The sequence below is a fragment of the Stenotrophomonas sp. PA-6-5C genome, assembly GCF_021605635.1.
Classification (GTDB): Bacteria; Pseudomonadota; Gammaproteobacteria; order Xanthomonadales; family Xanthomonadaceae; genus Stenotrophomonas; species Stenotrophomonas lactitubi.
Genome location: NZ_WKEE01000028.1, coordinates 20072 through 36473 on the forward strand (window position 1 = coordinate 20072; position 16402 = coordinate 36473).

Annotated in this window: 12 protein-coding genes; 5 read left to right on the plus strand and 7 right to left on the minus strand. The window is 67.2% G+C overall.

All coding sequences use genetic code 11. The features are described from left to right. Positions 1–72: 72 nt before the first annotated feature. On the minus strand, positions 73–2946 hold the full coding sequence (locus GIW57_RS13090; RefSeq protein ID WP_236511382.1) for a VIT domain-containing protein: 2874 nt from the start codon (positions 2944–2946) through the stop codon (positions 73–75). Positions 2947–3079: 133 nt separating this feature from the next. Here GIW57_RS13090 and GIW57_RS13095 point away from each other — a divergent pair, with 133 nt between their 5' ends. Then, complete coding sequence (locus tag GIW57_RS13095) at positions 3080–4129, plus strand: DUF1176 domain-containing protein (RefSeq protein ID WP_236511385.1); 1050 nt, start codon at positions 3080–3082, stop codon at positions 4127–4129. Positions 4130–4141: 12 nt separating this feature from the next. On the opposite strand, the gene recJ is transcribed toward GIW57_RS13095, so the two are convergent. After that, positions 4142–5899 carry a single-stranded-DNA-specific exonuclease RecJ gene (gene recJ, locus GIW57_RS13100; RefSeq protein ID WP_236511388.1) on the minus strand — a complete coding sequence of 586 codons (1758 nt, stop codon included), beginning with the start codon at positions 5897–5899 and terminating at the stop codon, positions 4142–4144. A gap of 122 nt (positions 5900–6021) precedes the next feature. Here recJ and GIW57_RS13105 point away from each other — a divergent pair, with 122 nt between their 5' ends. After that, entirely contained in the window at positions 6022–7065 is a 1044-nt protein-coding gene (locus GIW57_RS13105; protein ID WP_236511391.1) for a DUF1176 domain-containing protein, read from the plus strand. Further along, positions 7066–8124, plus strand: coding sequence for a DUF1176 domain-containing protein (locus tag GIW57_RS13110; RefSeq protein WP_236511394.1), 1059 nt, complete (start codon positions 7066–7068; stop codon positions 8122–8124). Between the two features lie 38 nt (positions 8125–8162). Here GIW57_RS13110 and GIW57_RS13115 read toward each other — a convergent pair whose 3' ends face one another. From GIW57_RS13115 to GIW57_RS13135, 5 genes are all read right to left on the minus strand, one after another. Next, positions 8163–9083, minus strand: coding sequence for a phosphoglycerate mutase (locus GIW57_RS13115; protein WP_236511396.1), 921 nt, complete (start codon positions 9081–9083; stop codon positions 8163–8165). A 3-nt stretch (positions 9084–9086) separates the two neighbouring features. Continuing rightward, positions 9087–9551, minus strand: a complete 465-nt coding sequence (greA, locus tag GIW57_RS13120; protein WP_176022519.1) for a transcription elongation factor GreA — start codon at positions 9549–9551, stop codon at positions 9087–9089. Between the two features lie 8 nt (positions 9552–9559). Next, positions 9560–12802, minus strand: a complete 3243-nt coding sequence (gene carB / locus GIW57_RS13125; protein ID WP_100465245.1) for a carbamoyl-phosphate synthase large subunit — start codon at positions 12800–12802, stop codon at positions 9560–9562. Between the two features lie 149 nt (positions 12803–12951). After that, positions 12952–14082 (minus strand): glutamine-hydrolyzing carbamoyl-phosphate synthase small subunit, encoded by a 1131-nt coding sequence (gene carA, locus GIW57_RS13130; RefSeq protein WP_236511399.1) that lies wholly within the window; start codon positions 14080–14082, stop codon positions 12952–12954. A gap of 334 nt (positions 14083–14416) precedes the next feature. Then, positions 14417–15097: a 4-hydroxy-tetrahydrodipicolinate reductase gene (locus GIW57_RS13135; RefSeq protein ID WP_236511402.1), complete on the minus strand. Its 681-nt coding sequence runs from the start codon at positions 15095–15097 to the stop codon at positions 14417–14419. A gap of 118 nt (positions 15098–15215) precedes the next feature. Here GIW57_RS13135 and GIW57_RS13140 point away from each other — a divergent pair, with 118 nt between their 5' ends. Both GIW57_RS13140 and GIW57_RS13145 read left to right on the plus strand, forming a co-directional pair. Further along, a complete protein-coding gene (locus GIW57_RS13140) occupies positions 15216–15995 on the plus strand; it encodes a 3-oxoacyl-ACP reductase (RefSeq protein ID WP_236511405.1) in 780 nt (259 codons plus the stop codon). A 4-nt stretch (positions 15996–15999) separates the two neighbouring features. Next, complete coding sequence (locus GIW57_RS13145; protein ID WP_236511408.1) at positions 16000–16395, plus strand: MerR family transcriptional regulator; 396 nt, start codon at positions 16000–16002, stop codon at positions 16393–16395. The last annotated feature ends 7 nt before the right edge of the window (positions 16396–16402 follow it).

Sequence of the window (16402 nt, forward strand, 5' to 3'; positions counted from 1 at the left end):
TTGTAGAGCCGAGCGTAGGCTCGGCTCTACCTCTGCAAGGTCAGGGCTGCGACAGCCACGCATGGCGTGGCTCTACTTCACTTCGAATTCGCCCACCAGCACGGTCTCGGCGCGGTCCTTCAGCCGCATCGTCACCATCTGGTCCTTCTGCTTCGGCGTACCCCAATGGGTGGTCAGGCGCAGCATCAGCGTCGTCGCACCGGTCACCAGCTGCTGGCGGCTGCCGAAGTAGTTCGCCTCCACCTTGTACCTGCCGGGCTTGGCGTTGCGCAGCGAGAACTGCTCGGGACCATAGCCGCCGGTGAAGTCCTGTGACATCTGCCCGCCCTGGTAGGTCAGGCGGTTGCCGTAGTACGCGCGCTCACCGTTCGGGTCGGTCACCCACAGGTCCATGTCGCTGTTGTCGGCATCCCACGCCAGCACCACGCGCAGGTCCAACGGCATCGCCTGCAGCAGGCGCGGGTCAATTTCCTTGGTATCCAGACGCGGCTTGCTGCCGGCCACCAGGTTGGTCAGCTCATCCAGGGCGATCAACGCGATACCGTCGAAACGAGCATCCCAGGGCCGTACGACTACTTGATACAGCGGCACCAGCGCTTGCTGAGGTTTGCCGGCTGCAGCCAGCGCCAGCCCAAGGTCGCGGAAGCTCTGCGGTTCCTCCTGACCCATCGCCAGCACCTGCTCGAACACCGGCACCGCCAGCACCGGAGCGTCGGCCTGCAGCAACCGGTAGCCGAGCACGCGCAGCAGATGGCGGTTGTCCAGATCCATCTCGGCCAGGTTGGACAGCACGCGCAGGGCAAGATCGCGCTGCCCCTGTTCGATCAGCAGGTCGGCCACGTCGAGGAAGAACGCGCTGCTGTCGGCGTTCGCAGCGCGCTCGGCCAGATAGCGGTCATACAGTTGCGACGGCGGCCCCTGGCGCAGGCGGCGGGCAACCGGTGAGTCCGACTGCCACGCGGCCAGCTTGATTCCCAGCTGGCCGTTATTGGCGGCCGCAGGCTCGGCCGCCATCGCATCGGCGGCGGCTTCCTGCATTGGTGCCGGTGCCGGGCGCGGAACCGAACGCTGGCGCGCCATGGCTGCAGTCGACTGCATCTCCGCCGCGGCGGGAGCCGGAGCAACCAGCATCGCTACGGGTGCCGGCGGGGCGCCGGTCGCCACCTCCAGTGCCTTCGAATCCGACTGCGGCGGTGCACCCTTCGGCCAACTGCGATTCCACCACTGCTGGCGCTGCTGCCACTGCGTCACCACCTTGTCGAGGCGCTGGCGGTCGGCCGCATCGCGGTCTGCCACCTGACGAGCGAAGCGCTGGTCGTACTCGGCGCGCAGCTTGCCCGACGGACGGATTGCATAGCGCAGGTAGTCTTCCAGTGTCTCCAGCACGATCAGCGAGGTGTCCGGGCCCACCAGACCAAACTGCTGCGACAGGCGCTGCATCGCCTCGCGGTTGCCACGACGGTCGGTCGACAGCTGCTGCAGGCGCGCCTGTGCCCACAGGCCGGCCAGCAGATCACCGTCTTCGTTCTTCTGCGCCGCGGGCAGTGCCTGCCACTCGCCGCCGGCCACGCGCACCCGCATCGGCACGCCTTCGGCCGCCAACCGCGCATGCAGCCATAGCCAGCCTTGGGCCTGGCTGCGGCGGTCGATCACCACATCCTGCACGCCACGGCCGGCATCGATCTGGACATCCAGCGGTACCGACAGCAGTTCCCGCGCGGCGGCATCGATATCGCTGCCGAGCGCCACGAAAGTACCTGCATGCGCCTCGCTCCAACCGCGCAGGCGGATGGCATCGGTGCGTGCACCAGCACTGCTGATCGCGAACAGGCGCTGGTCGGCGGCCAGCGTCGGCAGCGCCTCCGGCCCATAGGTCAGCAGGCCATCGCTGACCATCAGGTATTCCTTCACCTCCGGCTGCGGCTGCCACTGCGCCAGCGCACTGGCACCATCGGGCTGCACCGACATCAACGCCCGGCGCAGTTCACTCCAGTCGCCGCCGCGGATATGGAACCGACGCACAGGCTCCGCACGATCACGCAGCACCGTCAGCGCGATGTTGCCTTCGCCCATCGCAGCGAAGTAGCGATCCAGCAGCGCGAACTCGCGGGTGCGATCACGCTGGCCAGCGGAGCCGGAACCATCCCACAGCAGCCCCACTTCCGACGGCACGCGGCGTGGCGCGGCCGACGTCGGCACCGGCAGCTGTGCCAACAGGTAGTGACCGTCCTGCCAGCGTGCAACCTGCACCTGTGCCTTGCGCTCGGCCGGTAGCGTCCATTGCAGCTGGGTCGGCAACTGCGCGCCTCGACCTTGCCAGTGCAGGCGACCATCGGCGATGCGGAACGGCGCATGGCCCGTGTCAGCACCCTTCGGTGCCTGCACGTCCAGTTCAACGGCAGCGGCACCGGCGACGAACTGCAGCGGCAGCGTCCAACGCCAGCCCTGCCCGGCGTATGCCAGCGGCTCGCGTACGACCAGCTGCACACGGCGGCTGCTGCCGGCCGGCAACGGATAAACGCGCAGCCGGAACTGGTTGCCGGCGGTCTGCTCCAGCAGGCCCGGATCGACGCCACGACGGGCGATCTCCTCGAACACCTGGCGACCGCGGTCCTTGGGCACCGGCACCGCCTCACGCAACTCGCCATTGATGTCCAGGGCAAAGCCGGTGATCTGCTGGCCCTCGCCCAGTGGGAACTGCAGCTCCCCCTCCAGCACGCGCTGATTGGGATTGTGGAACTCCAGGGTGATCCGGGTCTGGGCGATGCCGGCCTGCACCTCGGCCTCGATGCGAGCCTGTCGCAGCTTCACGGGCTGTTCTGCTGCGGGTGCGATCAGCAGCGGCGTGGAGGCGATCGGCGGTGCCGGACGACGCGTCGCCTGGGGCGAAGCCGGCCAGGTTGCCAGGGCCAACAGCAGTACGGTGCAGCATCGGGCGAAGACCATGACAGGACTCCAGTGGGATCGTGATTGCTTGAACGCACTAGACGGAGGGATGGGGTTAACGCGATTCGATGCTGGCTCTTCGCCGCCCCTGGGCGCACCATGTGCGACTTCCCGATCCCGCGCAAGGATGCCCATGCGTTCTCCCCTGCTTCCCACCCTGCTGGCGCTGTCCTGGCCATTGGCCGCCAGCGCCGTCGATGCGCCTGCAGGCCTCTATTTCCAGCATCACGACTGGGTCCTGGCCTGCGACAACACCCGCGCCTGCCGCGCGGCCGGCTATGCCAGCGACGACGACAGCACCCTGAGCGTGCTGCTGACGCGGCAGGGCGGCCCCGATCAAGCCATCAACGGCCGCGTGTCGTTGCAGCCGATCGATGACCAGCCGCAGGCCAAGGGCGCACTGCACCTGCGCATCCAGCAGCGTGATCTCGGCGTGCTGGCGCCGGCCAAGGACACAGGCACCTATGCGCTGAGCCCAACGCAGACCACCGCAGTGCTGTCGGCGCTGGTGCGCGATGGCGGCATCACCGTTGTCGATACCGCCGGCCATGCGTGGCCGCTGTCGGACAAGGGCGCAGCAGCGGTGCTGTTGAAGACCGACGAGTTCCAGGGCCGCGTCGGTACGCCGGGCGCGGTGATGCGCAAGGGTACTGCGGCCGAAAGCAGCGTGCCTGCCGCCGTTGCCAAACCCGTGGTGCGCAAGGCAGCGACCTTGTCGACGCCGCCGGACGACCCGGCGTTCGCCAAGCTGGCCGCCTCACCGGCGCTGCGTGCAGCGCTGCGCGCCACCCTGAAAGAACCCAGCTGCGAAGGTCTGCTCGACGCCGACCCGGATGTTTCGATCAGCAATTCGCCACTGCAGATCCAACGTCTGGATGCCAAGCACCTGCTGGTCAACGTTCCCTGCTGGCGCGCGGCCTACAACACCGGCGATGGCTACTGGGTCATCCGCGAGCAGGCGCCCTACCAGCCGCAGTGGGTGACCAGCGATGCGATCGACTACGGCGACGGGCAGATTGTCGCCTCGCACAAGGGCCGTGGTCTGGCCGACTGTGTGTCGGATGAAACGTGGACCTGGGATGGCACGCGCTTCGTCGCGACCTCGGCGATCAGTGGCGGTCTGTGCCGTGGCGTTCCCGGCGGAACCTGGGAACTGCCGACACGGGTAAGCGAGGTCCGCTGACGCCTCCCTTCTTCATGCGGGCAGGCAGTGCTCGACGATCAGCTGGATCGCGGCGCCACCGCGATAGTCATCGCAGGCCAGGCGGTAGGCCAGGTGGACATGCTTGCCGGGCGCGTTGCCGTGCCAGCCACCGAAATGGATCGCGTTGATCGTGCCCGGTACGCCGGGCAGGCGCAGCTCCAGCTTCAGATGCCGCTCCTTCAGCACGCGCCAGTTGGCCACCTCGAAGTGGCCGTCGAACAGCGGCTCGGGGAAGCCTTGTCCCCAGGGTCCGGCCAGGCGCAGCGCATCGGCATGGCGATGATCGAGTTCGTCCGCTGCCAGTTCGCCGTCGCTGAGCACCTGCTGCTGCAGTGCCGCCGGGTCGAGCATTTCCAGCACGGTGGCGACGAAGGCGGCTTCGAAGTCGGCCAGATGATCCAGGCGCATGCTCAAGCCGGCAGCCATCGCGTGACCGCCGAAGCGCTCGATCAAGCCGGGATGGCGTGCATCCACCAGCGCGAGCGCATCACGGATATGCAGGCCGGCGATCGAGCGCGCCGAACCTCGCAGGTTATCGGCGCCCGGCTCGGCCGGCGCGAACGCGATCACCGGACGATGCAGGCGATCCTTCATCTTCGAAGCGACCAGGCCGACCACACCGGGGTGCCAATCCGCATCAAACAGGCAGGCCGCCACCGGACGCTGCCCGGCGGTATCGAGCACCACCCGCGACAGCGCCTGTTCGGCGTCATCGGTCATCGACTGCTGCACCGCACGCCGCTCGGCGTTGATCTGCTCCAGCGTCTGCGCGATGTCGCGGGCCTGCCGCGGATCTTCGGTGAGCAGCAGCGCGATACCCAGCGCCATGTCTTCCAGCCGACCGGCCGCATTCAAGCGCGGGCCGAGCCCGAAGCCGATATCGGTAGCGGTCAGGCGTGCGGCGTCGCGGCCACTGGCCTCGATCAGCGCCTTCAGGCCGACGCAGCCCTGGCCGTTGCGCAGCCGACGCAGACCCGCACTGACCAGGGCGCGGTTGTTGGCATCCAGCGCAACGAGGTCGGCCACGGTGCCCACCGCCACCAGATCCAGCAGCGTGGTCAGGTCCGGCCCCTTGCCATCGGCAAATACACCCGCTTCGCGCATCCTTCGGCGCAGCGCCATCAGCACGTAGAAGATCACGCCGACGCCGGCCAGCGACTTGCTGGGGAAGGCGTCGCCGTCCAGATTGGGGTCGACGATGACATCGGCCGGTGGCAGCTGCGGACCGGGCAGATGGTGATCGGTCACCAGTACCTGCCAGCCCCGCGCTTTGGCTGCAGTCACGCCGGCGTGGCAGGCAATGCCGTGATCGACGGTGACCAGCAGATCCGGCTGCAGCGCAGCCAGCTCGTCCACCAGCGACGGTGACAGGCCGTAGCCGTGCACCATGCGGTTGGGCACGGCGTGGAAGACATGCTGCGCGCCGAGCAAGCGCAGACCACGCACACCAACCGCGCAGGCGGTTGCGCCGTCACAGTCGAAATCACCGACGACCAGGATGCGCTTGTCAGCGGCGATGGCTTCGACCAGCAGGTCCACGGCCGCATCGATTCCGGTCAACAGCTCCGGCGCGTGCAGGTTGCCCAGCTTGGGCAACGCCAGCTCCGGGGTGTGCGCACCACGCGCGGCATACAGACGTGCCAACAGCGGTAGCGTGCCGTCCGGCCAGACACCGGGTACGGCGACATCGCGGCGGCGGATCATCGGGGTATCGGAAGACGGCTGCGCAGCATCGGCGGCAAGGGACATCGGCATCGCCGGGTTACGGAAGACAGGCGCATGATACCCCGCTCGGCTTGTCTGGCTCTGCGCGGGCTTGGCGCAGGCGGGGTGATCGCCCATGCTTGTTCGCTTCTGAAATGGAATTCGCCATGTATCGCCCGCTGTCCGTACTGCTAGCCAGCCTCCTGCTACCACTTGCCTCCCACGCCGGAAACACGCCGCTGGAACCCGGTATCGAGTTCGTGCACCACGACTGGTTCCTGGCCTGCGACAACAGCGGCACCTGCCGTGCGGCCGGCTATGGCCCGGAGAATGCAGACAGCCTGCTGGGCCTGATGCTGGAACGTGCCGGTGGTCCCGGCACTGCAGTGAAGGCGCGGCTGCGGGTCGGTGAGGATGGCGAAAGTGCAATGCCTGAAGGTGCGATGCGCCTGCAGGTGAACGGCCGTGATCTGGGCGCTGTGCAGGACACCGGGGCAGACGAAGCAGTGACGCTGCGACCAGCGCAGGTTGAAGCCCTGCTCGCCGCCCTGCCCGGCCAGGCCCGCATCGAAGTGATCGACAGCAGGGGCACGCGCTGGCCGATCTCCGATCGTGGTGCCGCCGCCGTACTGTTGAAAATGGACGAAGCACAAGGGCGCGTGGGCACGCCCGGCGCCCTGATACGGCATGGCGCGCGTGCCGAAGCGAGCGTGCCGGCTGCGCGCGCCAGGCCTGTGATCGTGAGCGCGGCGCTGACGGCGCCACGCTCTGAAGACAGCGCCTTGGGCAGCAGCGAAGCGCTGCGCGACGCGCTGATTGCCACGCTCGGCGACAGCGACGACTGCCCGCGTCTGATCGAGTACAAGGGAACCCCGGAAATGGTGATCGAGCGGCTGGACGAGCACCATGTGCTGGTGCAGGCGCTGTGCCAGATGGGTGCGTACAACTACAGCAATGGTTTCTGGATCGCGCGCGATCATCCGCCGTTTGCCCCGCAGACGGTCACGCTGGAAGCAGAGGGCTTCTCGCGCGTCGAGCGCACGCTCTACGCACGCTACAAGGGCCGCGGCATCGGCGACTGCGTTTCCGGCTCGGACTGGACCTGGGATGGCCGCAGATTCCAGCCAAGCAGTGCGTTCAGCACCGGTCTGTGCCGTGGCATGCCGGGTGGGCACTGGACCCTGCCGACGCTGGTCAGCGAGGTTCGTTGAATGCGTGCTTCCTCACTATTGCGGACACCCCTGCTGCTGGCCTCCCTCACTCTGGCGCCGATTGCCTCGGCCACTGAATCGCTCGGCACATCGTTCGTCGAGGGCGACGGCGTGATGGCCTGCGACAACACCCGCACCTGCCGGCTGACCGCCTACGGCCCGCTGGCACCGCTGATGCTGAGCGTGCTGCTCGAACGTGTCGGCGGGCCGCAGACCGCGGTCACCGCACGGCTGTCAATGGCCGAGGGCGCCGAGGACGCGCCGCGTACCCCTGTGGCGGTGGCACCCGAAGGGACGTTGCGGCTGCGCGTGGACGGAAGGGACCTCGGTGCCATCGGCCACAGCGACGCGCTCGACCTTGGCCTGGAACTACCCTCGCGCTACGTGGCAGCGATGATCGATGCGCTGGTGAGTGACAAACGCATCGAGATGAGCGATGCCTCGGGCCACGCCTGGTCGCTGTCGGATCGCGGCATTCGCATGTTGCTGCTGAAGATGGACGAAGCACAGGGTCGGCTGGATACCCCAGGCGCACTGGTGCGCAAGGGCGCACAGCCGGAATCGAAGGTGCCGGCCGCGGTAGCCGCGCCACCACTGAAGGCACCGCCCCTGCTGGTCGAAGCACATGACACGGATGGACAACTGGCTGAGCGGACAGACCTGCTTCAGCAACTGCAGCCGGTGGCCGCCGCGCGGAACGCCTGCGAACAGATGTCGTCGCGCCAACTACGCATCGAACGGGTAGATGCCACCCATGTCCTTGCCATGTTGAGCTGTGCAACCGACCGCCACATCGTGCCAGCGGGTACCTGGCTGATCCGCGACCGTCCGCCATTCGCACCCAAGCTGCTCTCGTCAACCCCGCTGTTTCCGCTCTACCCGCACGCCGTGTTTCTTGAAGAAGGCCTTGCGACAGACCAGGATGCGTGCGGCACGAACCGGCACTGGGCGTGGGACGGAAGTCGACTGATCCTCAGTGCGGAGTACGTCGGTCACTACTGCACCGGCCCGAGCCGCAGGCATTGGCAGTTGCCGACCTACGTCACCGATGTTCAATAGCACATCCGCCGGGCTTGGCCCGGCGCTACCGCCTTGCCTCAACCGTCGTGCAGCTGCCGCGGCTTCTTCCAGAACTGCCAGCGCTGGCCCTTGTCCAGCTGGAACCGCAGGCCATCCTCGAAATCCAGCACCAGCCGTTGCAGCTCACCACGTTTGAGTGCGGCCAGCAGCGGCCGGATCGCATCATTACCCAGCTGCTGCAACGAGCGCAGCTGGCGCAGATCAACCAGTGCATCGACCGACTGTTCGCCATCCACCGCTACGCCTGCGGCCTGGGCCAGGCCCTGCAGCAACGCATCGCGGCTGCGCACCTGCGCATGCGGCGTGGCAACCGATATGGGCATCACGCCACCGCCCCAGAACCACAGCGAATTGATCGGCTGCTGCCCCTGTGCGGCGCGCTGCTGGTTCCACGAATGGGTATGCAGCAGCACCTGCGCTTCCGTCATCAATGCGCGCCAGCGGCGGCCCGCCTCGCCCGGTGGCAGGTGCGAGAACAGATCATCGCCCAGCACCTCGTCCGGACTGTCGAACTCCGGTAGTTCGGTACCGATCGGCAGCCGAAGGTACCAGCGCGAAGGGTCGGGTGCATCCAGCACGAAGCCTGCATCCGCAAACAGGGGCTGCAACACAGGCAGCAAGGCCAACGTATCGGCCAGGCTGGGCCGCAGCGTTTCGCCGTGGCCCATCATGCGCGCGCCATGCATGTCCGGCACCATGCAGGCCGGATCGGCACGCAGCCAGCAGGCGCCGGCGGCATCGCCGACGTCACGCTGGCGGGTCAACGCGGCCACCGGCCAGTGCGGCGCGGCGACCGTGAAGTGACGCAGCAGCTGCGCCCGTTCACCGGCGTCGCCCTGCGAGGTGGTGGCGCGGCCCAGGGCACGCGCCACGTCATCCGGCAATGCAGCCACCGCAAAGCGGCTGCGTGCCGGCAACAGCAGGGTCGCCGTCGCCACGGATCAGTCCTGGTAGCTGACGCTGACGATCTCGTACTCGCGCTGGCCGGCCGGCGCATCGATCACGATCGAGTCACCTTCCAGCTTGCCGATCATCGCGCGGGCAACCGGCGAGGAAATGGCGATCAGGCCCAGCTTGATGTCCGCTTCCAGATCGCCAACGATCTGGTACTTCTTCTCTTCGTCCGATTCCACGTCGGCCAGGGTCACGCTGGCGCCGAACACCACCTTGGAGCCTGCATTGAGCTTGCTCACGTCGATGATCTCGGCGTGCGACAGCTCGCCTTCCAGCTGCTTGATGCGGCCTTCGATGAAGCCCTGTTCCTCGCGCGCGGCGTGGTACTCGGCATTCTCCTTCAGGTCGCCATGCTCGCGCGCTTCGGCGATCGCGGCGATCACCTTCGGGCGCTTGACCGACTTCAGGTGATCCAGTTCATCGCGCAGTCGCTGCGCGCCCTTCATCGTGATGGGTGCTCTCATGCGTTCAACTCCTTGTGCAGTTCCTGCAGCGACCAGACCGGGCCGGTACCGCGGAATTCCAGTGAATCCACCAGCGCCTTGGCACCGGCAATGGTGGTCGAATAGGTGACGCGATGTTGCAGCGCCTCGCGACGGATCGAGAACGAGTCGTTGATCGCGGCACGGCCTTCGGTCGTGTTGACGATATAGACGATCTCGCCGTTCTTGATCGAATCGACGATGTGCGGGCGACCCTCGACCACCTTGTTGATGATCTCGCAGTCCATGCCGTGCTGCTGCAGCCATGCTGCGGTGCCACGGGTGGCGACCAGGCTGTAGCCACGTGCCAGCAGGGCCTTGGCCACCGGCAGCACGCGCTTCTTGTCCGGGTCGCGCACCGACACGAAGGCCTTGCCGACCGGCGGTGCCTTGATGCCACCTGCTTCCTGCGCGCGCGCGAAGGCGGCGTTGAAGCTGCGGCCCACGCCCATCACTTCACCGGTGGAGCGCATCTCCGGCCCAAGGATCGGGTCGACGCCCTGGAACTTGGCGAACGGGAAGATCGCTTCCTTCACCGAGTAGTAGTCCGGCACGATTTCCCTGGTGGCGCCCTGCTCTTCCAGGGTCTTGCCCGCCATGCAGCGGGCCGCGATCTTGGCCAGCGGCATGCCGGTGGCCTTGGACACGAACGGCACGGTGCGCGAGGCGCGCGGGTTCACTTCCAGCAGGAAGATGGTGTCGTTGCCTTCCTCGTCGGTCTGGATCGCGAACTGGGTGTTCATCAGGCCCACCACGTTCAGGGCCTTGGCCAGCTCGACCACCTGGCGACGCAGCTCTGCCTGGGTTTGAGCCGACAGCGAGTACGGCGGCAGCGAGCAGGAGGAATCGCCCGAGTGCACGCCGGCCTCTTCGATGTGCTCCATCACGCCACCGATCAGGACGTTGCCCTGCGCGTCGGCGATGATGTCCACGTCGCACTCGACGGCGTTGTCGAGGAAGCGATCCAGCAGCACCGGCGAATCGTTGGACACCTTCACCGCATCACGCACGTAGCGGGCCAGGTCGGATTCGCCGTAGACGATTTCCATGGCGCGGCCACCCAGCACGTAGCTCGGACGCACCACCAGCGGGTAGCCGATCTCGCGCGCCAGCAGCAGCGCTTCCTGATCGTTGCGGGCAATGCGGTTCGGCGGCTGCTTCAGGCCCAGCTGGTCCACCAGCTGCTGGAAGCGCTCGCGGTCTTCGGCCAGGTCGATCGAGTCCGGGCTGGTGCCGATCACCGGCACGCCGTTGGCTTCCAGCGCGCGTGCCAGCTTCAGCGGGGTCTGGCCGCCGTACTGCACGATCACGCCCTTGGGCTGCTCCAGCTCGACGATTTCCAGCACGTCTTCCAGGGTCAGCGGTTCGAAGTACAGGCGGTCGGAGGTGTCGTAGTCGGTCGACACGGTTTCCGGGTTGCAGTTGACCATGATGGTTTCATAGCCATCCTCGCGCAGCGCCAGTGCCGCGTGCACGCAGCAGTAGTCGAACTCGATGCCCTGGCCGATGCGGTTCGGGCCACCGCCGAGGATCATGATCTTGTCGCGGTTGCTCGGCGCGGCTTCGCACTCTTCCTCGTAGGTCGAGTACAGGTAGGCGGTGCCGGTGGAGAACTCGGCGGCACAGGAGTCCACGCGCTTGTACACCGGGCGCACCTTGTGCGCGCGACGCAGCGCACGCACAGCCGCTTCGTTGGTGCCGGTCAGCTGGGCCAGGCGGGCGTCGGAGAAGCCGGCGCGCTTGAGCTTGCGCAGGCGCGCCGCATCCAGTGCGTCGATGCCATCGGCCGCGACCTGGGTCTCGGCGGCGATGATTTCTTCGATCTGGTCCAGGAACCACGGATCGATGTAGGACAGCTTGAAGATGTCCTCCACGCTCATGCCGGCGCGGAACGCATCGCCCACGAAGAACAGGCGCTCCGGACCCGGCGCCTTCAGCTCGCGGCGCAGGGTCTGCAGATCGTCTTCACTGGTCAGGTCCAGGCCGGTCGGGTCGAAGCCGACCTTGCCGGTTTCCAGGCCACGCAGGGCCTTCTGCATCGACTCCTGGAAAGTGCGGCCCATCGCCATCACCTCGCCCACCGACTTCATCTGGGTGGTCAGGCGTGCATCGGCGGCCGGGAACTTCTCGAATGCGAAGCGCGGAATCTTGGTGACGACGTAGTCGATGGACGGCTCGAACGAGGCCGGGGTCAGGCCGCCGGTGATCTCGTTCTTCAGTTCGTCCAGGGTGTAGCCCACGGCCAGCTTGGCGGCGACCTTGGCGATCGGGAAGCCGGTGGCCTTGGAGGCCAGCGCCGAGGATCGCGACACGCGCGGGTTCATCTCGATCACCACCACGCGGCCGGTGTCCGGGTTGATGCCGAACTGCACGTTCGAACCACCGGTATCCACGCCGATCTTGCGCAGCACGGCGATGGAGGCATCGCGCAGGCGCTGGTATTCCTTGTCGGTCAGGGTCTGCGCCGGGGCCACGGTGATCGAGTCACCGGTGTGCACGCCCATCGGGTCCAGGTTCTCGATCGAGCAGACGATGATGCAGTTGTCCGCGGTATCGCGGACCACTTCCATCTCGAACTCTTTCCAGCCCAGCACCGACTCTTCGACCAGCACTTCGGTGGTCGGCGACAGTTCCAGGCCGCGGTTGACGATTTCGATCAGCTCTTCGCGGTTGTAGGCGATGCCGCCGCCACTGCCGCCGAGGGTGAAGCTGGGGCGGATGATGGTCGGATAGCCGACGCGGGTCTGGATCTCCAGCGCTTCGTCCAGAGTGTGCGCAACGGCAGCGGTCGGGCACTCCAGGCCGATCTCGCTCATCGCCACGCGGAACAGCTCGCGGTCCTCGGCCATCATGATGGCTTCGCGCTTGGCGCCGATCAGCTCGACGTTGTACTTCTCCAGCACGCCGTTGTCGGCCAGGTCCAGCGCGCAGTTCAGCGCGGTCTGGCCACCCATGGTCGGCAGCAGCGCGTCAGGCTTTTCCTTGGCGATGATCTTCTCGACCGTCTGCCAGTTGATCGGCTCGATGTAGACGGCGTCGGCCATCTCCGGGTCGGTCATGATCGTGGCCGGGTTGCTGTTGACCAGCACCACGCGGTAGCCCTCGTCACGCAGGGCCTTGCAGGCCTGGGCGCCGGAGTAATCGAACTCACAGGCCTGGCCGATGACGATCGGGCCGGCACCGATGATGAGGATGGTCTTGAGGTCAGTGCGCTTGGGCATTTTCTTCTCTAAGTCAGTACAGCGTGACAAGGGGGGTGATCGCACGCTGTCGATCAGGAATCTTGATCCGCAGCGCCGCGCCAGCGGCAGCCGCGATGCGGAGGCTTACGGTCCATCGCGACGCCACCGGCGAACCGGCGGCGTACTGATCACGCCTTGGCCTGTTCCATCAGTGCCACGAAACGGTCGAACAACGGGCCCACATCGGTCGGGCCCGGCGACGCTTCCGGATGCCCCTGGAACGAGAAGGCCGGCACGTCGGTGCGGGCGATGCCCTGGTTGGTGCCGTCGAACAGCGAACGGTGGGTCACCCGCAGGGTGGCCGGCAGGGTGGCTTCGTCCACTGCGAAGCCGTGGTTCTGCGAGGTGATCATCACCCGGCCGCTGTCCAGGTCCTGCACCGGGTGGTTCGCACCATGGTGGCCATGGCCCATCTTGATCGTCTTCGCGCCCGAGGCCAGGCCCAGCAGCTGGTGGCCCAGGCAGATGCCGAAGGTCGGGATCTTCACGTCGATGAAGGTCTTGATCGCGGCGATCGCGTAGTCACACGGCTCCGGGTCACCCGGGCCGTTGGACAGGAACACGCCGTCCGGCTTCAGCGCCAGCACTTCCGCGGCCGGGGTCTGCGCCGGCACCACGGAGACCTCGCAGCCGCGCTCGGCCAGCATGCGCAGGATGTTGGTCTTCACGCCGAAGTCGTACGCCACGACCTTGTACTTGGCCGGCACGCTGACGAAGGCATTGGCATCCAGGTCCAGCTGGCCCTCGGTCCAGACGTAGGTCTTGTCGGTGGTGACGACCTTGGCCAGATCCATGCCCTTCAGGCCGGGGAACTTGCGGGCCGCTTCCAGTGCCTTTTCCACATCGATGCCGTCGCCGGCCATCAGCGCGCCGTTCTGGGCGCCCTTCTCGCGCAGGATGCGGGTCAGCTTGCGGGTGTCGATGCCGGCGATGGCGACCACGCCACGCTGGATCAGCCAGTCCTGCAGCGACACCTGGCTGCGCCAGCTGCTCGGGCGGCGCGGTACGTCGCGCACGATCAGGCCGGCCGACCACACCTTGGACGCTTCATTGTCCTGGTCGGTCATGCCGGTGTTGCCAATGTGCGGATAGGTCAGCGTGACCATCTGCCGGGCGTAGGACGGGTCGGTCAACACTTCCTGGTAGCCGGTCATGGCGGTGTTGAACACCACCTCACCGACGGACAGGCCGGGCGCGCCTACGGATTCGCCCTCGAATACGGTGCCGTCTTCGAGGACGAGGATTGCGGCTTGGGTCACGGAATTCTCACTTTGGCTACCGAGGGGGTGCCGAAGTCACGCCTGCGCTTCACGGAAATCCGGTTGCAAAAAAGCGCGGACGTACGGTCTGGGACCGGTCCGGCTTTCGTGATTCGGCGAGTGCGAATTGTAGCGGTGCCGGGGCGCGCGCGCCAGCGGTTATCGCCATTCATGAACAGGCGATTGCGCATTCATTTCAATCCGGGGGCGTATGCAGGCCGATGACCGGGCCGCTGCCATCCCACCTGCCCGGCTCCGGTAGGCACCAACCTTGGTTGGCGCGTTCAGCAACGGCTGCCAACCAAGGTTGGCATCTACCATCGACCCGGGCCCGTTACCCGGGCCCGTCCAGCAGGTCGCGTACCCGGTAGCTGCCCGCCGCCCGGCCCTGCAGCTGGCGAGCGGCAAACAGTGCCCCGCGGGCGAAGATGTCGCGGTTGGTGGCCCGGTGCACCAGCTCGATGCGCTCGCCCAGGCCGGTGAACTGCACCAGATGCTCGCCGACGATGTCACCGGCGCGCAGGCTGGCGTACTGCGGCTCGGCCCCGCCCCGCTGCGCCGCGGCGCCCAGGGTCAGCGCCGTGCCCGAGGGCGCGTCCTTCTTCTGCGTATGGTGCGATTCGACGATGTCGCAGTTCCAGCCGGCCAGCGCCTGCGCCGCACGCTCCACCAGCTCGTCCAGTACCGCCACGCCCAGGCTGAAGTTCGACGCCCACACCAGCGGGATCTTCACCGCCGCCGCCTCCAGCGCCTGGCGCTGCGCAGTGGAAATGCCGGTGGTGCCCGACACCAGGCCTGCGCCGCGCTCCACGCACTGTGCCAGCAGTGCATCGAAGCCCTCCGGCAGGCTGAAATCGATCGCCACGTCGAACACCGGCGTCCCCGGCAACTCGCTGGCGGCGAAGAACGGCACACCATCGATCACCCGCTGGGCCGGCGCGCGGCCGGTCACCGCAGCGACGATCTGCAGGGAATCAGGGTGTTCGGCAGCCAGCCGCAACAGGGCTTGGCCCATGCGCCCGGAGGCGCCGTGAATAAGCAATCGCAGGGGAGTCTGGTTCATGCACGCAGGCTAGCGGCAGCACGCATGGTCCGGCAAGCGCTGTCGCTGCTACGCTGCCTGCCCTTTTGCCATGGATTGCCTGACCATCATGCAGATCAGCGAACAGCTGGTACTGGTCACCGGCGCCGGTCGCGGCCTTGGCCAGCACATCGCCCGCGCCTTCGCTGCGCAGGGCGCGCGGGTTGTCATCAACTATCACCGCAGCGAAGCAGCGTCACGTGCACTGGCCAGCGAGCTGGGCGGCCAGGCCATCGCCCTGCAGGCCGACGTCACCGACCGCGCCCAGGTCGACAACCTGCTGCAGCACGCACTGGCGCACTTCGGCCAGGGCGTGACCACCGTGGTCAACAACGCACTGGCTTCGTTCTCGTTCAATGGCGATGCCCGCGACAACGCTGCCAACATCGGCTGGCCGGCCTTCCAGGCGCAGTTCGAAGGCAGCGTGCGTGGCGCCCTCAACACCGTGCAGGCTGCCCTGCCCGGCATGCAGGCGCGGCGCTTCGGCCGGATCATCAACATCGGCACCAACCTGTTCCAGAACCCGGTGGTGCCCTACCACGACTACACCGCCGCCAAGGCCGCGCTGCTGTCGCTCACCCGCACCCTGGCCGGCGACCTCGGCCCGCACGGCATCACCGTCAACATGCTGTCCGGCGGCCTGCTGCGCACGACCGACGCCAGTGCAGCTACACCGGAAACCGTATTCGACTACATCGCCGCCAACACGCCGCTGCGCAGCGTCACCACCCCGGCCGAGTTCGCCGATGCCGTGCTGTTCTTCGCCAGCCCGTGGTCGCGGGCGGTCACCGGCCAGAACCTGGTGGTGGATGGCGGGCTGGTCAGGGACTGAGCGCATGCGCATTTCCGAGGTCGCGCGCCGCACCGGTGCCAGCGCCAAGGCGATCCGCCTGTACGAGGCACGCGGACTGCTGCCGCCAGTGCCGCGCCTGAACCGCTACCGCGACTACAGCGAACAGGATGTGGCGTGGGTGCAGCTGATCCGGCAGGCGCTGGGGCTGGGCATCGGACTGGCCGCCATCACCGGCCTGCAGCGCAGCGACGGTCAGCTCGACTGGCCGGCAGTGCTGGTCCTGCTGGAGCGCCAGCGCGCTGCGATTGCTTCCGAGCGCGAGCGGCTTGCCCGCATCGAGGTCGAACTGCAGCAGGTGGCGGACGAGCTGCGGCAATGGCTGCAGCAGGGCGATGGTCTTTGCGTTCTGGCTGCCGCTGGCTGCCCCGCCGGTGTTTGACTCTGCC